The organism is Paenirhizobium selenitireducens ATCC BAA-1503 (assembly GCF_900492185.1).
Lineage (GTDB): Bacteria > Pseudomonadota > Alphaproteobacteria > Rhizobiales > Rhizobiaceae > Allorhizobium > Allorhizobium selenitireducens_A.
In genome coordinates this window covers 67,166-83,944 of the sequence record NZ_UEYP01000009.1, presented here as the reverse complement: position 1 = coordinate 83,944, position 16,779 = coordinate 67,166, and the positions used below count along the sequence as shown (strand labels likewise).

The following is a 16,779-nucleotide window of genomic DNA, read 5'->3' as shown; positions in this document are numbered from 1 at the left end:
ATGGGAAGACTATTCGGCGGCGGCAAGGCGGGCGGCATGAACGCCGGCCGACAAACCGCGCACGAAGGTGGCAACCGACTGCACCGTATCGGCGGAGGCACGGCCATCCTTGTCGAGCGAGGTTGCCACCTGATTGACGATTGCAGTACCGACGACGACGCCGTCGGCATTGGCGCCGATCAGGCGGGCGTGCTCGGCGGTCTTGACGCCGAAGCCGACGCAGACCGGCAGATCGGTCTGGCTCTTGATGCGGCCGACGGCACCGGCGATCTTAGACGGATCGGGCAGCGCCGAACCGGTGATGCCGGTCATCGATACGTAGTAGACGAAACCCGACGTGTTGGTCAGCACCTTGGGAAGGCGCTTGTCGTCGGTCGTCGGCGTCGTCAGACGGATGAAGTTGATATCCCGCTTGCGGGCCGGGATGCACAGCTCATTATCCATTTCGGCGGGCAGGTCGACGATGATCAGGCCGTCGATACCGGCTTCCAGCGCGTCATCGAGAAAACGTTCCACGCCGTAGACGTAGACCGGGTTGTAGTAGCCCATGATGACGATCGGGGTCGTGTCGTCGCCCTTGCGGAATTCGCGGGCCATCTGCAGCGTCTTCTTCATCGTCTGGCCGCCCTTCAGGGCGCGCTGGCCGGCCAGCTGAATGGCCGGACCATCGGCCATCGGATCGGAAAACGGTGCGCCGAGTTCGATGACATCGGCGCCGGCGCCAGGAAGCGCCTTCATGATTTCCAGCGAGGTCTCATAGTCCGGATCGCCGCCCATGAAATAGGTGACGAGCGCCGGCCGGCCCGCGGCTTTCAGTTCAGCGAATTTCTTGTCCATACGAGCGGTCATGTCAGAGCCCCATTCCGAGAATCTTGCCGACGGTGAAGATGTCCTTGTCGCCGCGGCCGCACAGATTCATGACAATGATCTGGTCCTTGTCCATCTTCGGCGCGCGCTTGATGACTTCGGCCAGCGCATGGCTCGGCTCGAGCGCGGGAATGATGCCCTCGGTGCGGGTCAGCATCTGGAAGGCGGCCAGCGCCTCGGTATCCATGATCGGCACATATTCGACGCGGCCCTGGTCCTTCAACCAGGAATGCTCCGGACCGATACCTGGATAGTCGAGGCCGGCCGAGATCGAATGGCCTTCCTTGATCTGCCCGTCCTCGTCCTGCAGCAGATAGGTGCGGTTGCCGTGCAGAACGCCGGGCGAGCCGGCCGTGAGCGAGGCGCAATGCTCTTCGCCGTCAAGGCCCTTGCCGCCGGCCTCGACGCCGACGATCTTGACTGACGTATCGTCGAGGAAGGGATGGAACAAGCCGATGGCGTTGGACCCGCCGCCCACGGCAGCCACCAGCATGTCCGGCAGCCGGCCCTCGGCCGCCATCATCTGTTCGCGGGTTTCGCGTCCGATCACGGACTGGAAGTCACGGACCATTTCCGGATAGGGATGCGGACCGGCGGCGGTGCCGATCATGTAATAGGTGTCATCGACATTGGTCACCCAGTCGCGCAGCGCCTCGTTCATGGCGTCCTTCAGCGTGCCGTGGCCGGCCGTCACCGGCTTGACCTCCGCACCCAGCAACTTCATGCGAAAGACGTTCGGCGCCTGGCGCTCGACGTCGGTCGCACCCATGTAGACGACGCAGGGAATGCCGAAACGCGCGGCAACGGTCGCCGAGGCAACGCCATGCTGTCCGGCGCCGGTTTCGGCGATGATGCGGGTCTTGCCCATGCGCTTGGCGAGCAGGATCTGGCCGAGGCAGTTGTTGATCTTGTGGCTGCCGGTGTGGTTCAGCTCGTCCCGCTTGAAGTAGATCTTCGCGCCGCCCAGTTCCTCCGTCAGACGCTCGGCGAAATAGAGCGGGCTCGGACGACCGGTATAATGCGTGTTGAGGTGCGCGAGTTCGGCCTGGAAGGCCTCATCCGTCTTTGCCTTTTCCCACTCGGCCTGCAGATCGAGGATGAGCGGCATCAGGGTCTCGGCGACGAAGCGCCCACCGAAAATGCCGAACAGGCCGTCCTCGTCAGGTCCTTCTCGGAAGGAATTGGGTCTCGGTGTCTCGTTCACTGTGCGCTCCCTGAAACCGGCTCGCGAACCGAAGCCCGTTCGACTGCCGCGAAAAACTCGTCCATCTTGTCCAGATCCTTGACGCCCGGTGCACTCTCCACGCCGGACGACACATCAATGCCGCGCGCCCCGGTTTCCCGCAGCGCATCGGCAATATTGTCCCTGTTGAGGCCTCCGGAGAGCATGTATTCGACGTTCGGGTCAAGCGTCCGCAAGACCCGCCAGTCGAAGGAAACCCCGTTTCCGCCCGGTAGATCGGACCCCACCGGCGGCTTGGCGTCGAACAGGAAACGATCCGCTATGCCGATATAGGGCTCTATGCGCTTCAGGTCATCGGGTTCGCGGATGGAAAATGCCTTCATCACCGGCAATCCAGTGACGGCCTTGACGGTCAGCACCCGCTCGGGGCTCTCCGCGCCATGAAACTGCAGAATATCCGGCCGCACGAGCGCGATGATCTCGTCGAGGTCGTCATTGTCGGCATCGACAGTGACGGCGACGATCTTGGCGCGTCCCCTCACCCGGTCGGCCAGCACGCCGGCGAGGTCGGGCTCGATGTTGCGCGGGCTCTTGCCGAAGAAAATGAAGCCAACATGCGTCGCACCCCGTTCGACGGCACGATCGACCGCCTCCGGCGTCTTCAATCCGCAGATCTTGATATCGGGTCTCATGGCAGCGGAAGTCGCACGAAAATGCAAAAGAGTCGAGCCAATTTGCGACGGTGTCGGTTCGCCCCGACGACTTCAATCGAAGTCGATGGCGTGCAGCCGGGTGCCGTGACGCTTCAGCCAGGCTTTCGCGGTGTCCATATGCGGGCAGAGATCGCGGCAGAGCGCCCAGAATGCCGGCCCATGGTTCATTTCCCTCAAGTGGGCGACTTCATGCGCCGCGAGATAGTCGATCACCGGCGGCGGGGCCATGACGATGCGCCAGGAGAAACTCAGTCTGCCGTCCCAGGAACAGGAGCCCCAACGGCTGCGGGTGTCTTTCATGGTGAGGGACTTGAAAGGCTTGCCGACCGCCCTTGAATGGCCGTTGACCAGCGCCTCCAGATCGCACCGCGCTTCCTTCTTGAGAAAGTCGCCGATGCGCCGACCGAGATGCTCCTCCATGCCGCTGACACTCAGCACCGGGCCGATCTCGGAATCGATCGCCTCGGTCAGACCGCGCAACCGCCCGGAATGGATGATGCGGTGGGGCACGCCCCGCAGCAGGATTTCGCCGCCGTCCGTAAGGCGGGTATCGGATGAAAACTTCGCCAGCTTGACTTCCAGCCAGCCGCGATGGCGCTCGAGGAAGTCGGCGATCTCGCGTTCCCGCAGGCCCGGCGGAACAGTCATCTTCAGGCCCCGTCCGCCCGGCTCAATGCGCAGCGTGATGCGCGTGGCGCGGGGATTGCTGCGGATCACCAGCGGCATCTCGCGACCGCTCACGTCGAGCAGTCGGCTCGAGGTGGCCGGTGCCTTTGCCCGGACAGGCTTCTGAAGGAAGGAAAACATGGGTTTCGTCTTAGCCGATTCGCCGTTATCGCGCATGAAAAAGCCGGCACACCATGGTGCCGGCCGATTGTTCTCTTGCGGTCAGGTCAGACGCCGGAGGCGCCGGAGGCCGCGCCATCGCCGTTGCGACGTTCGGCGGAGCGCTCCCGCATGAAGCGGTCGAATTCTTCCTGATCCTTGGCGCGGCGCAATTCGCGCACATAGCGGTCGAAGTCGGCACGCATCTCGTCGAGCTTGCGACGCTCTTCTTCGAGGCGGTCGAGTTCGACCTTGCGCCAATCGTCAAAGGCCGAATTGCCGGTCGAGAAATGCGCGCTACGGAAACCGCCGCTGCGGCACTTGCTGAACAGGCCATCGGCCGTCTGGTTGGCGTTCTGCTTGAACGAGCGGAAACGGTCGCCAAAGACAATATAGGCCAGCATGGCCAGGCCGAGCGGCCAGAACACCATGAAGCCGAGCACCATCAAGGCAACGGTCGCCGGCGTCCAATCCGGTCGAAGCAATGCTGACTGGTTCATCATCGATTACCCTCGCTTTCGTCGGGGGCGATATGCCGCCGATGGAAACGATGTGGGAAACGCCCCCCATGGGTTCAAGGAGAGCGTTTTTGCAATCGGCTAATATACTGAAAGCCCCACGGAAAAGGTGGATATTCAGGCGGACTTGCCGCCCTTGATCACGCGTCGTACCGGGCTTTGCTTTGCGCCACGCGACTGCTGAGTGGCAAAGGCGATGATGCGGGGGGCGATCTCCTTGCGGAATCGCGAACCGTTGAAGACCCCGTAGTGACCGACATCCGGCTGCAGATAATGCATGCGCTTGTCGTCGGGAATGTTGGGGCAGATGGTCTGGGCCGCGCGGGTCTGGCCGACGCCGGAAATGTCGTCGTTCTCGCCCTCCACCGTCAGCAATGCGACATTGCGGATCGCCTTGGTATCGACCAGCTTGCCGCGATGCAGCATCTCGCCCTTCGGCAGCGCGTGCTTGATGAACACGGTATCGACGGTCTGCAGGTAGAACTCGGCCGTGAGGTCCATCACGGCCAGATACTCGTCATAGAAGTCACGATGCTTCTCGGCCGAATCCCCGTCATTCTTGACGAGGTGCATGTAGAAGTCCTTGTGGGCGATCATGTGCCGATCGAGGTTCATCGACATGAAGCCGGACAATTGCAGGAAACCGGGATAGACCGCCCGCATGAAGCCCGGCTGCGGCCAGGGGACGTTCATGATGACATTGTCCTTGAACCATTCCAGCGGCTTGTTTTGGGCCAGTTCGTTGACCGCAGTGGGATTGCTGCGGGTATCGATCGGACCGCCCATCAGCGTCATCGACGACGGGTAAAGCGGGTCGTCCTTGGCCTCCATGACGGCCACCGCGGCGAGAACCGGTACGGACGGCTGGCAGACCGCAACGACATGGGTGTCGGCGCCGAGGTGGTGGATCATCTCGATCACGTAATCGATATAGTCGTCGAGATCGAAGCCGCCGTCGGTGACAGGCACCATGCGGGCGTCGATCCAGTCGGTGATGTAGACGTCCGCCCCTTGCATGAGCGCTTCGACGGTGCCGCGCAGAAGCGTCGCATAGTGACCGGACATCGGCGCGACGATCAGGATGCGCGGACCAGGTTCAGCACCGGCCGGCAGGTCCCGGCGGAAATGGATCAGGTTGCAGAACGGTTTCTGCCAGACGATCTCTTCGCTCACGGTTACCGTCTGGCCGTTCACCGTGGTCGTGGGCAGGCCGAATTCCGGTTTTCCATAGCGCCGCGTCACGCGCTCGAAGACTTCGAAGCCTGCGGCGAGGGTTCGCCCGACGACGGTATGAGACAGCGGATTAAACGGGTGGCGGTAGGCGAGCCGCATGGCGTCGGCCGTGGCCCGGAACGGAGCCATTGCCGCATGGTTCATTTCATAGAGCTGGTAGAACATGAAATCTCGCCGCCTTTTGGTTTCCGCTGTGACGCGGTGTGTCATCGATCTGTAAAACTAGCAGAGTTTGGTTAATTAGGAACTGCTTTGTTCGGTGTCCTTCTCCTGCTTTCTGGGGAAGGAAGCGGAGGTTATTGTGCCAATAATCGCACCCGGAAGTTAAAGTTCCAACGGCGAAACTGGTCAATGATCGGATAAGGTTGTGCCGCTTGGCCGGTCCGCGGCCCTTGCAGGTGGAGGATTGGGCTATACTTATCGGTCGATCGCGTTTGCGGTCTCCAGCCCCTGCCCTCTTGCCTCCCTCCGGAGTGGATCTGCCCCATGACAATCAGCAACAGCCGCACGTCCGAGTTCGATATCGAACCCTTATTCCTCGACCGCTGGTCGCCGCGCGCCTTTACCGGCGAAGCGATGGATGAGAAACACCTGCTGACGATGCTCGAGGCGGCGCGTTGGGCACCCTCCGCCAGCAACTACCAACCATGGCGTTTCGTCTATGCGCTGAACACTTCTGCGGATTGGGAGCCATTCGTCGGTTTGCTGAACGAATCGAACCAGGTCTGGGCAAGATCCGCCTCGGCACTGGTCTTCCTGTTTTCCGACACCTTGAGCCGGAGGAATGACGGTTCAGAGCCGAGGCCCCTGCGCAGCCACAGCTTCGACACGGGCGCCGCCTGGGCCATGCTGTCGCTGCAGGCGGTGCACTTGGGCTACCTCGCCCATGCCATGGGCGGCGTAGACTTCGAGCGGGCGATCGGAGTGCTCGGTGCGCCGGCCGACTTCCGGGCCGAAGCCGCCGTCGCCATCGGCAGGCACGCCGATCCGGACACCTTGCCGGAAAACCTGAAGGGGCGCGAAGTGCCGAACGGCCGAAAAAGACTGGCCGATATCGCCTTTGCCGGCCGCTTTCCGCGCGGGTAATCACCGCGCGTTAACCAAGTGTTTCACGTGAATCACTCTTTAGCCGGATTCACGTGAAAATTTTGCTAGATGTCGAGGTTGGCGACGCTCAGGGCGTTTTCCTGAATGAACTCGCGGCGAGGCTCGACCTCGTCTCCCATCAGACGCGAGAACAATCCGTCGGCGTCGGTCGCGTCGTTGACCCTGACCTGCAACAGAGAGCGGACATTCGGATCGAGCGTCGTTTCCCACAACTGCTCGGCATTCATTTCGCCGAGACCCTTGTATCGCTGCATCGTCAGTCCCTTGCGACCGACCGCAAAGATCGATGCGAGAAGCGCGCGCGGTCCCGAAATCTCGGTCTTGCCGTCCTTGCGCTGGAGGAGGGGCGGGATGCCGTAGATCTCCTGGAGACGCGTCGCGAGCTGGTCGATATGGCGGGCATCGGCTGAACCGATCAGGGCATTGTCGAGATTTGCGGTTTCCTTGACGCCTCGCACCATGCGTTCGAAGCGCAGTCCGCCCTCTTCCGTAACATGGCCCGTCCAGCCGCGTTCGGTCTCCTCAGCGATGAGATCCAGCCGCTTAGCGACATCGGCAGCGGTCGCTTCGGCCCGTTCGCGGTTGTCGGTGAGTTCCGGATTGAGCGCGCCGGAAATCGCGGCCTGCTCGATGACGTTGCGATTATAGCGCGAATGCAGGTTCTCGATCAGCGAGCGAAGGCGCAGCGCGTCCTGGATGACTTCGCGCAAATCGTGGCCGGCACGGACTTCGCCATTGCCGAGGTTGAGCGTGGTATCCTCCAGGCCCATCGAGATCAGATAGTCCTCGAGCGCCTTCTCGTCCTTGAGATACTGCACCGACTTTCCACGCGCAACCTTATAAAGCGGCGGCTGGGCGATGTAGATATGGCCACGTTCGATCAGCTCCGGCATTTGCCGGAAGAAGAAAGTCAGCAGCAGGGTGCGGATGTGGGCGCCGTCGACGTCTGCGTCCGTCATGATGATGATCTTGTGGTAGCGCAGCTTGTCGGCGTTGAATTCGTCCTTGCCGATCGAGGTGCCGAGCGCGGTGATCAGCGTTCCGATTTCCTGGCTCGACAGCATGCGGTCGAAGCGGGCGCGCTCGACGTTGAGGATCTTGCCGCGCAGCGGTAGGATGGCCTGGGTTTCGCGCGAACGTCCCTGCTTTGCCGAACCGCCTGCCGAGTCGCCCTCGACGAGGAAGAGTTCGGACTTGGACGGGTCGCGCTCGGAGCAGTCGGCGAGCTTGCCGGGCAGCGAGGCGATATCGAGAACGCCCTTGCGCCGCGTCAGTTCGCGGGCGCGTCGGGCCGCTTCGCGCGCGGCTGCAGCCTCGACCACCTTGCCGACGAGGATCTTGGCATCCGACGGATGCTCCTCCAGCCAGGTGCTGAGCGCCTCGTTCACCAGGCTTTCGACGACGGGGCGAACTTCGGAGGAGACGAGCTTGTCCTTGGTCTGGGACGAAAACTTCGGATCCGGAACCTTGACCGAGAGAACGGCCGTCAGACCTTCGCGGCAATCGTCACCGGTGAGGCTGACCTTTTCCTTCTTGGTGATGCCGGAACTGTCGGCATAGGAGGTGATCTGGCGCGTCAGGGCCGCGCGGAAGCCGGCCATGTGGGTGCCGCCGTCACGCTGCGGAATGTTGTTGGTGAAGCACAGCATGTTTTCGTGATAACTGTCGTTCCACCACATGGCGACTTCGACGGTGATGCCGTCCTTCTCGCCGCGGATCGACACCGGTTTTTCCACCAGCGGCTTCTTTGCCCGGTCGAGATAGACGACGAAGGCTTCCAGGCCACCGTCATAGACCATCTCTTCCTGGCGAATGTCGGAATGACGCTTGTCGGTCAGAAGGATGCGAACGCCGGAATTGAGGAAGGCGAGTTCGCGCAGCCGGTGTTCGAGCGTGCCATAGTCGAATTCGATGTTGGTGAAGGTTTCCGGGCTCGGGAGGAAGGTGACTTCGGTGCCTGAACGGCCCTCATACTCGCCGGTCACCGCGAGCGGCGCGTCGGGCACACCATGGGTGAAGCTCATCTCGCAGATCTTGCCGGCGCGGCGGATCTTCAGCTTGAGCTTGACGGAAAGCGCATTGACCACCGAAACGCCGACGCCGTGCAGACCGCCAGAGACCTTGTAGGAGTTCTGGTCGAACTTGCCGCCGGCATGGAGCTGGGTCATGATGACCTCGGCTGCGGAAACGCCCTCGCCGGTGTGAATATCCGTCGGAATGCCTCGGCCGTTATCGGTCACCGTGACCGTTCCATCGGCATTCAGCGTAACCGTGACAATGTCGGCATGGCCGGCCAAAGCCTCGTCGATTGCGTTGTCGACGACTTCGTAGACCATGTGATGGAGTCCGGACCCGTCATCGGTGTCACCGATATACATGCCGGGGCGCTTGCGGACAGCATCCAGCCCCTTCAGCACCTTGATCGAATCAGCGCCATATTCGGCCGGCGCTTCATTCTCGGTGATCGGTGTGTCGGTCATTCGGTAATCTTTCCAGTCATAGGTCCAAAAGGGCCGATCCTCGAATCAGCAGCTTCAAGCGCATGGACTATAGGAGGTTTGAGGCAAGTTCCAAAGGCGGGACAGGGAAATCCCGTGGATAGGCGGCGTTTGTCACACCGTCAGGCGGACTTTTCCGCTCCTTCGAGGAGAATTCTCAAATCTCTTACCACATCCGGCGAAAGGACGCGAATCTTCCGCGACAATTCGTTGGCCAATGCGGTGTATTCCGCGGGCATTCCGCAGGTGTCTATCACCACGCGCGGGTCCGACGCGTCGGCGATCATGAAGAGCTCCTCCGCTTCGTCCCAGATGATATTGAAGTAACCGGCGACGCGCTGCAGGAAATCGAAGTTCGGACGGCCCCGCCGGCCGTGTTCCAGGGCGGAAAGATAGGCCGGGGAAACGCCGATGGCGGCGGCCATCTGTTTCTGTGAAACGCCTTTCCTTTCCCGAAGACGACGCATGGCCTCGCCGAACGGGGTCATCGCCGCTCTCCCGCGCCGCGCGACAGGCGAACGTAAAGCGCGCCCTCGCCTCCGTGCTGGCGGGCGGCCGGTTCATAGGATGAAATGAGGAAGCGGAATTCCGCCTTGGAAAACCACAGCGGGACCGCGCGTTTGAGGGCGCCATCACTGCCGAGCGAACTGCCCTTGCCGGTGATGACCAGCACATGGCGCAAGCCGCGCTCGTGCGCCCGGATCAGGAAATCGAGAAGGATGCCGTGGGCCTCGCTCTGGATCAGACCGTGCAGGTCGATGCGAGCTTCGAGCGCGAGGTGGCCGCGCGACAGCTTACGCTTGACCGGTTTCTCCAGCGGATGATGAATCCCGCCAGGCTTCTTTTGCGGCTCGACATAGGTCCCTGTGTCCACGACCGTTCCGACCGACCGTGTCGGGCCAGGTTGCGCGACAGGTTCGGCCAGTTCCTCCTCGAAGGCGAGAAGGTCCTCGAGGCGATCAGGCATCGGACGCGTCGAGCGTGCCACCTTGCCCCACAGGATGCGGTCTTCCGTGCTCAGTTTGCCTCTGCTCGCCACTAGCCGAACCTCGATGCCGCCTGCTTCGGGACCAGTATATAGAAATCGGCTGCATTGCGCACCGCGCCCGCCAGTTCGCCGGCCTCGTCGCCGGAGCCGGTGAAAATGTCGCCGCGGGCCGGGCCGACGATCGCCGAACCGGTCTCCAGCGCCAGCATCAGCCGGGCGAAGGGCCGCCCTTGGTCAAGCCTTGTCAGGCTCGGCGAATGGATGAAGAAGGGATAACCGAAGCTGTGGATCAGCCGATCGACGGCGAGCGAGCGCCCGGGGATCAACGGCACCTTAGCCGCGGCGATCGGCCCGAGCATCGTATCTTCGACCTCCGCTTCGCGAAAGAAAATGTAGGATCGGTTCTGCCAGAGCAGCTCATCCACCTCATCGGGATGGGCAGCCAGCCAGGCGCGGATCGTTTGCATGGAGATTTCGGCCATAGGGATTTCGCCACGGTCGACCAGCAGCCGGCCGATCGCCGAGAAGGGATGGCCGGCCTTCGCAGCAAAGGTGATACGCTTCAACGAGCCGTCGGCGAAGCGCAGGCGCGCGGCGCCCTGGACATGGGCAAAGAAGACATCGACCTTCGACTTCGCCCAGGCAATCTCCAAACCCCTGCCCTCCAGGAAACCCTGGTCGATCGCGCGTCGATCGGGATAGGCGGTGATTCCGCTCGCCGTCTTGCGGCCAAAGGCATAGCTCTTGTCGAGATCCGCGGGACGGTTGGTATCGTCCAGATCGATCAGATCATCCGGCCGGCGATAGAAGGGATAGCGATAGGTTTCGTCGGGTTCGGCCGAGACTTCGACATCCGGCTCGTAGAAAGCGGTGACGAACCCGCGCGCTCCATCCTTGAGCTCGACGCGGAGAGGACGGCACTCGGCTTCGAAAAATGCACGGGCATCGGCTGCTGTGGCCGGATGAAGGCTTTCCGCGGCGTTCAGCAGAGGCATGAGGTCTTCGGACGACAAGCCGCTTTCGCCGGTACGATAAGGTTTGACATTGAGAATGTGTTCGCGGCAGGCATGAAGTGCCGCAAACAGGGCGGTCGGATCGTCCTCGGTCCAGCCGGGCAAAGCATCAAAGCCGACCGGCCGGAAAACGAAATCCATGCTATCCGGCCTCACGCATCGGCTTCGGTTGCAACCAGCTTCCAGTTCGGATCGCGCGAACGGATATCGCGGGCGAAGGTCCACAGGTCGTTGACTTCGGTCACCTGTTCCGCGTCACCGTCGATCAGCGTTCCGGCCTTGTCATAGGTTGCCGTGATCAGCTGGCAAATGATGCGGACGGTGATCTGCTCCTCATTGTCGCGCACCGCGGCCTGGGTGATCTCCGCCTTCTCGATGCCGACGAAGGTCGACTTCACAACCTCACCGCGGGATTCGCGATCGGCGATCACCGCCTCGAAACCCTCGAAGACGTCCCGCGACAGGAGGTTCTTCAAGGTCTTGCGATCACCGTCGGCAAAGGCCATCACGATCATCTCGTAGGCCATGCGGGCGCCGTTGAGAAACTCCTTCGGATTGAAGTTGGGATCGTGCTGGGTGAGCTCACGCAGCGACGTGTTAAGCGCGGTACCGGGCTTGGCAAAGGCATCGATGGCGGCAAAGCGCTCGTCGCCGCCGGCCTCGTCGCGCTTCGGCAACGTCACCACCTTGCCATCATCGCTTCCCGGCCCCTTCGCCAGATCACGGGGGCTATAGGGATCGAAAGGGGGCTTTTCATTGCCTGTCCGACGACCCAGCACGCTGCGCAGCTGCAAGAAGATCAGAACAGCGGCAACCAGAAAAAAGAGAGTGACGAAATCGTTGGAGCCCATGGCAATCGGTCGGCCTTGTTTAAATTCTCGGTCGTGTCACCCATATAGTCTGCGAATGCGGATCATTCAAATAGCCAATCGGCTTTCTTTGAAATGCCGATACGTCCCCTTCCTGGCTTTATCCGCCAGTTGCGAATTCGAACCGGAGCAACTTCATGCGCATGCCGTTGGCGATCCTACTTCTTCTGCCGCTCGCGGAGATTGCCGCCTTCGTCATTGTCGGCAAATATGTCGGTGTCCTGGCGACCGTCGGCTTGACGGTGCTTTCGGGCATTGTCGGGCTTGCCTTGCTGCGGGTCCAGGGTGCCGGGATATTGCGGCGCCTGCAGACGGAGAGCCAAGACGGACGGAACCCGGCGCGCGAGATCGTGCACGGCGCGATGATCGTCATCGCTGCCTTCCTGCTGATCATCCCCGGCTTCTTGACCGACATCGTCGGTATCCTGCTTTTCTTGCCTTTCGTACGTGATTTTGCCTGGTCGCTGGTGAGGCCGCATGTGACGGTGATGCGTGAAAGCCGCTTCACCTATCGGTCCTCGGCCAACGGAGAGGCTTCACCGCGATCGACAGTGATCGACCTGGACGAGAGGGACTACCGCCACGATCCGAACCGGTCTTCGCCCTGGTCTGTCGATGATGAGCAGAAGGACTGAGACACGCTCCCAGCCCGGCTGCTCGAGGGTTGTAAGGCCGGTGGTGAAATGTTAGATGGCGTCACCAAATCCAGCCGCGAGGAACGCCCTATGGCCAACGACGATCAGGGAACTGCAAGCCCTTCCCTCAATATTCTTGCCCAGTACATCAAGGATCTTTCCTTTGAAAATCCCGGCGCGCCGCGTTCGCTGCAAGCGCGCGACAAGGCCCCGGCGATCAACATCAACGTCAACGTCAACGCCAATCCTCTGTCGGATTCCGATTTCGACGTCGTGCTCGCGCTCAACGCCGAAGCCAAGGACGGCGACAAGGTTCTGTTCGCGGCCGAGCTCGTCTATGGCGGCGTATTCCGCGTCACCGGCTTCCCCCAGGAACACATGCTGCCGGTCCTCTTCATCGAGTGCCCGCGCCTGCTCTTCCCGTTCGCCCGCCAGATCATCGCCGACGCGACCCGCAATGGCGGCTTCCCGCCGCTGCTGATCGATCCGATCGATTTCGCCCAGATGTTCGCCCAGCGCGTCGCCGAAGAACAGACCCGGGCCAAGGTTCAGGCCGTACCGAACTGATCCTCAAGGATCAGGCAGGAAGTCCAGAAGGCCCGGCTTGTCCGGGCCTTTTTGCTGGCCGCTAGGTCAGTTGTATTTGGCCCAGATCGCCTTTTCTCCGAGGCGGGCGACCAGCGCCACGTGGCCCTCCCGCTCACTGGCGGAAATACGCGGCGGCAGGGCGCGCGGTCGCTCATAGCTGACATCGATCACCTCGATCTCCTCTCCGCCTCGGGCGCGACCCTCTTCCACCGGCATCAAACCGAAGGCCGCCTGCCGGCCGCCGAGCATCTCGATATAGACTTCGGCCAGCAGTTCGGAGTCGAGCAGCGCGCCGTGCTTGGTGCGGTGCGAATTGTCGATGCCGTAGCGCCGGCAGAGCGCATCGAGCGAGTTCGGTCCCATCGGGTGCTTGCGGCGCGCAAGCGCCAGCGTATCGACGACCAGTTCGCTCGGCACCGGCGGCCGGCGCAGCCGCTCGAATTCGGCATTGATGAAGCTCATGTCGAAGGTAGCGTTGTGGGCCACCCACCGTGCGCCGTCGAAAAACTCAAGCATCTCGTCGACGATCTGATCGAAGGTCGGCTTGTCCTTGAGGAACTCGTCGGTGATGCCGTGCACGGCAAGCGCGTCGGGATGCACCCGTCGGTCGCCCGGGTTGATGTAGACATGGAAACTGCGGCCGGTCGGGAAATGGTTCAGCAGTTCGATCCCGCCAATTTCGATCACCCGGTCGTTCTTGAATTCGAGGCCCGTGGTTTCCGTGTCAAAGACGATCTCACGCATCCGATTTTCTTCCCTTCCCAGCCCGTATCTCCGCCACGACTTCCACGACCTGCTGGCGTGCCGCCTCTATCCCGTGACCTGTATCGATGACGAAATCCGCGCGCCGTCGCTTCTCAGCATCAGGGAGCTGCCGCGACAAGATCATTTCGAATTTCTCCGGCGTCATTCCCGGCCTTTCGAGCACGCGCCGACGCTGAATGTCCGCGTCACAGCTGACGACAATGACCACATCGACCCGATCCGCGCCGGCGGTTTCAAACAGCAGCGGTATATCCAGCACCACCATGTCCGCACCGGCCGCCCGCTGCTCGGCCAAAAAGCGTTCTTCCCTCTTGCGCACCAGCGGATGGACAATCGCTTCGAGTTCTTTAAACTTAGCCGGATTCTTTGCCAGATTCTCAGCCAGGACACGTCGATCGACCAGGCCTGTCCTGACAGCGTCGGGAAAAAGCCGGCCGATCGGCTCCACGGCCTCGCCGCGATATAGCTCGTGGACCACGGTGTCCGCATCGTTCACGGCTATACCCTGCTCGGCAAACAGGCCTGCCGTCGTCGACTTACCCATGCCGATCGATCCTGTGAGGCCGACAACGATCATGGATGCTCCTTCAGATCAGCGATGATCAGCTCACGAAGCGACTGGTCGACGACCGGCCGCTGGCCGAACCACTTTTCAAAACCGGGCACGGCCTGGTGCAACAGCATGCCCAGACCGTCAACGGTCGCCAGACCCACCCACTCGGCCTGGGCGAGAAACTCGGTTTTCAGCGGCACATAGACGATATCCGTCACGACAGCGTTCGGCGCCAAGGTGCGAAAGGGCAGTGTCGGCGCCGGAGACCCCGCCATACCCAGTGATGTCGTATTGACGAAGAACTCGGCTCCTTGCATGACCTCGGCGCAAGCTTCCATCCCGTGTCCATGCACCCGCGGACCGAAGCGGTGCGCAAGTTCCAAAGCCCGGTCTAGCGAGCGATTGACCACATGGATTTCCTGGAAGCCGCGTTCCCGGAGCGCCTGGATGATAGCCCGGCTAGCACCGCCGGCACCCAGGACGATCGCCCGTTTGGCGTCGCGATCCCATCCCGGACGGCGGTCGTCGAGATTGGCAAGGAAGCCGAGACCGTCCGTATTGGTCGCCTTAAGCCGGCCGTCCTCGAGCCAGAGGGTGTTGGCAGCTCCGAGTTCATCGGTCAGCGCATCCGTTGCATCGGCGAGCCGAAAGGCCGACTCCTTGTGCGGGATGGTGACGTTGCCGCCGCAGAGACCAAGCGCGCCGCTCTTCAGATTGGCGACAAAGCCTGCAAAGTCCTCCGGTGCTACCTCGATCTTTTCGTAACTACCGGCGATGCCGAGTGTCTTCAACCAATGACCGTGGATCAGCGGAGAGCGCGAGTGCTTGATCGGGAAACCTACGACGAAGGCGTGATGGTTAACTGTTTCACGTGAATCAGCCATCAAGCTCTCCCAGGGCGCGCAGCTGCTCCAGCAACGGAAGCAGCGGCAGGCCGAGAATGGTGAAGTAATCGCCGGTGATCGAATTGAATAGCTGGATTCCGATCCCCTCCAGCTGGTAGCAGCCGACACTTTCCATCACCTTCTCTCCGCAGCGCTCCAGATAGCTTTCGAGAAACGCGTCAGAAAACGTGCGCATGCTGAGGTCTGCTGTCGACAGGTGACGCCACAGTTCCCTGCCCTCGCGCGCAAGCACGATACCGCTGTTCAAGCGGTGCTCCCGGCCGCGCAGGGCGCAAAGGGTCGATCTCGCTTCGGCGCGGTCCGCAGGCTTATGGAAGACCCGCTCTCCAAGCGACATGGTCTGGTCGCAGCCGATGACCAGGGCGGCTGGAAAACGACGGCTGACCTCCAGTGCCTTTGCCGCCGCAAGCTCAATTGCCAAGTCGCCAGGCCCGAGGGCCCTGGGGACAAGCTCCTGCTCTATGGCACGTTCGTCGACATTGGCCGCAACCGCTTTAAAAACCAGTCCGGCATTTTCCATCAGCTTTCGGCGTGACGGGCTCGCGGAGGCGAGAACCAGTGTATCGGTCATGGCACAGCATTCCTGAAAGACTATCCGCTGGAATCGGCTTAACGCAGCTTCAATCGAAGGGCAACGATGGCGGCTGCGGTCTCCTCGATCGAGCGCCGGGTCACGTCGATGATCGGCCAATTGTTGCGAGCGCAGAGCATGCGCGCATATTTCAGTTCCTCGGCGATGGTCGCGCGATCGATGTAATCGCTGCGGTCATAGCCTGGCGTCGCGCCGAGTTCCCGGTTTTCCCGCACTTGGGAAATGCGGTCGGAGGTTGCGATCAATCCCACGATCAGCGGCCTCTTGGCGCGCATCAGGCTGTCGGGAAGCGGCACTCCAACGACGATCGGGATATTCGCCGTCTTGATGCCGCGGTTCGCCAGATAGATGCTCGTCGGCGTTTTCGAGGTGCGGCTGATGCCGATGATGACGACATCGGCAGCGTCGTAATCCTCGGCGGATTGGCCGTCATCGTGGTCCATGGTGAAGTTGAGCGCTTCGATCCGGGCGAAATATTCAGCATTCAGGACATGTTGCGCGCCCACCCGTCCACGCGAAGGTGCTCCGAGATAGGTCTGGAACTTCTCGATCACCGGCGCGAGCACGTTGACGCTCGGCACGCCCATTTCCCGGCAGGTGGTCTCCAAGAGATTGCAAAGGTCCGGATCGACGATCGTATAGAGGACAATCCCCGGCTCCTCGTCGATGGCCTGAAGAACCGGCAGAAGCTGCCGCTTGGAGCGGATCAGGGGATAAACATGCTCAATGGCGTTGGACGCCTTGAATTGCGCCGCCGCGGCACGGCCAGCCGATATGAGAGTCTCTCCCGTGGAGTCAGAAATCAGATGGAGATGAAAGAAGTTTTTCCGGTTCTCCACGTTCTTCTCGATCGCCTGTTGATAAGTCGTGACAAACAGAGGTAGCGGTGCCGGGCATGACGGGGCAAGGGGAAAAGTGCCGACTTGT

At 61.6% G+C, this 16,779-nt stretch carries 19 protein-coding genes; 3 read left to right on the top strand and 16 right to left on the bottom strand.

The features are described from left to right. Positions 1–9: 9 nt before the first annotated feature. From trpA to RHIZ70P_RS15775, 6 genes are all read right to left on the bottom strand, one after another. Positions 10–849, bottom strand: coding sequence for a tryptophan synthase subunit alpha (gene trpA / locus RHIZ70P_RS15800; protein ID WP_115671437.1), 840 nt, complete (start codon positions 847–849; stop codon positions 10–12). A gap of 1 nt (position 850) precedes the next feature. After that, the gene (gene trpB / locus RHIZ70P_RS15795) at positions 851–2,071 is read right to left on the bottom strand and encodes a tryptophan synthase subunit beta (RefSeq protein WP_115671436.1); all 1,221 of its coding nucleotides are present in this window, start codon (positions 2,069–2,071) and stop codon (positions 851–853) included. Then, the gene (locus RHIZ70P_RS15790) at positions 2,068–2,742 is read right to left on the bottom strand and encodes a phosphoribosylanthranilate isomerase (protein WP_115671435.1); all 675 of its coding nucleotides are present in this window, start codon (positions 2,740–2,742) and stop codon (positions 2,068–2,070) included. The genes trpB and RHIZ70P_RS15790 overlap by 4 nt, the downstream gene beginning before the upstream one ends. A gap of 72 nt (positions 2,743–2,814) precedes the next feature. Further along, positions 2,815–3,570: a M48 family metallopeptidase gene (locus RHIZ70P_RS15785; protein ID WP_115671434.1), complete on the bottom strand. Its 756-nt coding sequence runs from the start codon at positions 3,568–3,570 to the stop codon at positions 2,815–2,817. An 86-nt stretch (positions 3,571–3,656) separates the two neighbouring features. Continuing rightward, the gene (locus RHIZ70P_RS15780; RefSeq protein WP_115671478.1) at positions 3,657–4,088 is read right to left on the bottom strand and encodes a DUF2852 domain-containing protein; all 432 of its coding nucleotides are present in this window, start codon (positions 4,086–4,088) and stop codon (positions 3,657–3,659) included. Positions 4,089–4,223: 135 nt separating this feature from the next. Next, positions 4,224–5,504: a polyhydroxyalkanoate depolymerase gene (locus RHIZ70P_RS15775; RefSeq protein ID WP_115671433.1), complete on the bottom strand. Its 1,281-nt coding sequence runs from the start codon at positions 5,502–5,504 to the stop codon at positions 4,224–4,226. A 321-nt stretch (positions 5,505–5,825) separates the two neighbouring features. On the opposite strand from RHIZ70P_RS15775, the gene RHIZ70P_RS15770 reads away from it, so the two are divergent. Then, the gene (locus tag RHIZ70P_RS15770; protein WP_115671432.1) at positions 5,826–6,425 is read left to right on the top strand and encodes a nitroreductase family protein; all 600 of its coding nucleotides are present in this window, start codon (positions 5,826–5,828) and stop codon (positions 6,423–6,425) included. Between the two features lie 65 nt (positions 6,426–6,490). On the opposite strand, the gene gyrB is transcribed toward RHIZ70P_RS15770, so the two are convergent. The 5 genes from gyrB to RHIZ70P_RS15745 all read right to left on the bottom strand — a co-directional run bounded on the left by gyrB (position 6,491) and on the right by RHIZ70P_RS15745 (position 11,796). Then, entirely contained in the window at positions 6,491–8,926 is a 2,436-nt protein-coding gene (gene gyrB / locus RHIZ70P_RS15765) for a DNA topoisomerase (ATP-hydrolyzing) subunit B (RefSeq protein ID WP_115671431.1), read from the bottom strand. Between the two features lie 140 nt (positions 8,927–9,066). Further along, entirely contained in the window at positions 9,067–9,432 is a 366-nt protein-coding gene (locus tag RHIZ70P_RS15760) for a helix-turn-helix domain-containing protein (protein WP_115671430.1), read from the bottom strand. After that, on the bottom strand, positions 9,429–9,983 hold the full coding sequence (locus RHIZ70P_RS15755) for a Smr/MutS family protein (protein ID WP_181904042.1): 555 nt from the start codon (positions 9,981–9,983) through the stop codon (positions 9,429–9,431). Before RHIZ70P_RS15755 ends, RHIZ70P_RS15760 begins: the two co-directional genes overlap by 4 nt. Beyond that, on the bottom strand, positions 9,983–11,086 hold the full coding sequence (locus RHIZ70P_RS15750) for a murein transglycosylase A (RefSeq protein ID WP_419178304.1): 1,104 nt from the start codon (positions 11,084–11,086) through the stop codon (positions 9,983–9,985). The genes RHIZ70P_RS15755 and RHIZ70P_RS15750 overlap by 1 nt, the downstream gene beginning before the upstream one ends. Positions 11,087–11,097: 11 nt before the next feature. After that, positions 11,098–11,796, bottom strand: a complete 699-nt coding sequence (locus RHIZ70P_RS15745) for a Tim44/TimA family putative adaptor protein (RefSeq protein ID WP_115671428.1) — start codon at positions 11,794–11,796, stop codon at positions 11,098–11,100. Positions 11,797–11,951: 155 nt separating this feature from the next. Here RHIZ70P_RS15745 and RHIZ70P_RS15740 point away from each other — a divergent pair, with 155 nt between their 5' ends. After that, the gene (locus RHIZ70P_RS15740) at positions 11,952–12,449 is read left to right on the top strand and encodes an FxsA family protein (RefSeq protein ID WP_115671427.1); all 498 of its coding nucleotides are present in this window, start codon (positions 11,952–11,954) and stop codon (positions 12,447–12,449) included. Between the two features lie 90 nt (positions 12,450–12,539). Then, positions 12,540–13,016: a protein-export chaperone SecB gene (gene secB, locus RHIZ70P_RS15735; protein ID WP_115671426.1), complete on the top strand. Its 477-nt coding sequence runs from the start codon at positions 12,540–12,542 to the stop codon at positions 13,014–13,016. 66 nt (positions 13,017–13,082) lie between these two features. Here the strand turns inward: secB and dnaQ are convergent, their stop codons facing one another. Genes dnaQ through RHIZ70P_RS15710 form a run of 5 tightly spaced genes read right to left on the bottom strand, consistent with a single transcriptional unit; the run spans position 13,083 to position 16,691 of the window. Then, complete coding sequence (gene dnaQ / locus RHIZ70P_RS15730; protein WP_115671425.1) at positions 13,083–13,781, bottom strand: DNA polymerase III subunit epsilon; 699 nt, start codon at positions 13,779–13,781, stop codon at positions 13,083–13,085. Then, positions 13,774–14,379: a dephospho-CoA kinase gene (coaE, locus tag RHIZ70P_RS15725; RefSeq protein ID WP_115671424.1), complete on the bottom strand. Its 606-nt coding sequence runs from the start codon at positions 14,377–14,379 to the stop codon at positions 13,774–13,776. Before coaE ends, dnaQ begins: the two co-directional genes overlap by 8 nt. Continuing rightward, on the bottom strand, positions 14,376–15,239 hold the full coding sequence (locus RHIZ70P_RS15720; protein WP_115671423.1) for a shikimate dehydrogenase: 864 nt from the start codon (positions 15,237–15,239) through the stop codon (positions 14,376–14,378). Before RHIZ70P_RS15720 ends, coaE begins: the two co-directional genes overlap by 4 nt. Then, positions 15,232–15,831, bottom strand: a complete 600-nt coding sequence (locus tag RHIZ70P_RS15715; RefSeq protein ID WP_115671422.1) for a Maf-like protein — start codon at positions 15,829–15,831, stop codon at positions 15,232–15,234. The genes RHIZ70P_RS15720 and RHIZ70P_RS15715 overlap by 8 nt, the downstream gene beginning before the upstream one ends. A gap of 38 nt (positions 15,832–15,869) precedes the next feature. Then, complete coding sequence (locus tag RHIZ70P_RS15710) at positions 15,870–16,691, bottom strand: pyruvate, water dikinase regulatory protein (RefSeq protein ID WP_115671421.1); 822 nt, start codon at positions 16,689–16,691, stop codon at positions 15,870–15,872. Positions 16,692–16,779 lie beyond the last annotated feature (88 nt).

Coding starts and splice junctions, on each gene's coding strand:
- trpA (WP_115671437.1), bottom strand. CDS start 849: ATGACCGCTCGTATGGACAAGAAATTCGCTGAACTGAAAGCCGCGGGC.
- RHIZ70P_RS15790 (WP_115671435.1), bottom strand. CDS start 2,742: ATGAGACCCGATATCAAGATCTGCGGATTGAAGACGCCGGAGGCGGTC.
- RHIZ70P_RS15785 (WP_115671434.1), bottom strand. CDS start 3,570: ATGTTTTCCTTCCTTCAGAAGCCTGTCCGGGCAAAGGCACCGGCCACC.
- RHIZ70P_RS15780 (WP_115671478.1), bottom strand. CDS start 4,088: ATGAACCAGTCAGCATTGCTTCGACCGGATTGGACGCCGGCGACCGTT.
- RHIZ70P_RS15775 (WP_115671433.1), bottom strand. CDS start 5,504: ATGTTCTACCAGCTCTATGAAATGAACCATGCGGCAATGGCTCCGTTC.
- RHIZ70P_RS15770 (WP_115671432.1), top strand. CDS start 5,826: ATGACAATCAGCAACAGCCGCACGTCCGAGTTCGATATCGAACCCTTA.
- gyrB (WP_115671431.1), bottom strand. CDS start 8,926: ATGACCGACACACCGATCACCGAGAATGAAGCGCCGGCCGAATATGGC.
- RHIZ70P_RS15760 (WP_115671430.1), bottom strand. CDS start 9,432: ATGACCCCGTTCGGCGAGGCCATGCGTCGTCTTCGGGAAAGGAAAGGC.
- RHIZ70P_RS15750 (WP_419178304.1), bottom strand. CDS start 11,086: ATGGATTTCGTTTTCCGGCCGGTCGGCTTTGATGCTTTGCCCGGCTGG.
- RHIZ70P_RS15745 (WP_115671428.1), bottom strand. CDS start 11,796: ATGGGCTCCAACGATTTCGTCACTCTCTTTTTTCTGGTTGCCGCTGTT.
- RHIZ70P_RS15740 (WP_115671427.1), top strand. CDS start 11,952: ATGCGCATGCCGTTGGCGATCCTACTTCTTCTGCCGCTCGCGGAGATT.
- secB (WP_115671426.1), top strand. CDS start 12,540: ATGGCCAACGACGATCAGGGAACTGCAAGCCCTTCCCTCAATATTCTT.
- dnaQ (WP_115671425.1), bottom strand. CDS start 13,781: ATGCGTGAGATCGTCTTTGACACGGAAACCACGGGCCTCGAATTCAAG.
- coaE (WP_115671424.1), bottom strand. CDS start 14,379: ATGATCGTTGTCGGCCTCACAGGATCGATCGGCATGGGTAAGTCGACG.
- RHIZ70P_RS15720 (WP_115671423.1), bottom strand. CDS start 15,239: ATGGCTGATTCACGTGAAACAGTTAACCATCACGCCTTCGTCGTAGGT.
- RHIZ70P_RS15715 (WP_115671422.1), bottom strand. CDS start 15,831: ATGACCGATACACTGGTTCTCGCCTCCGCGAGCCCGTCACGCCGAAAG.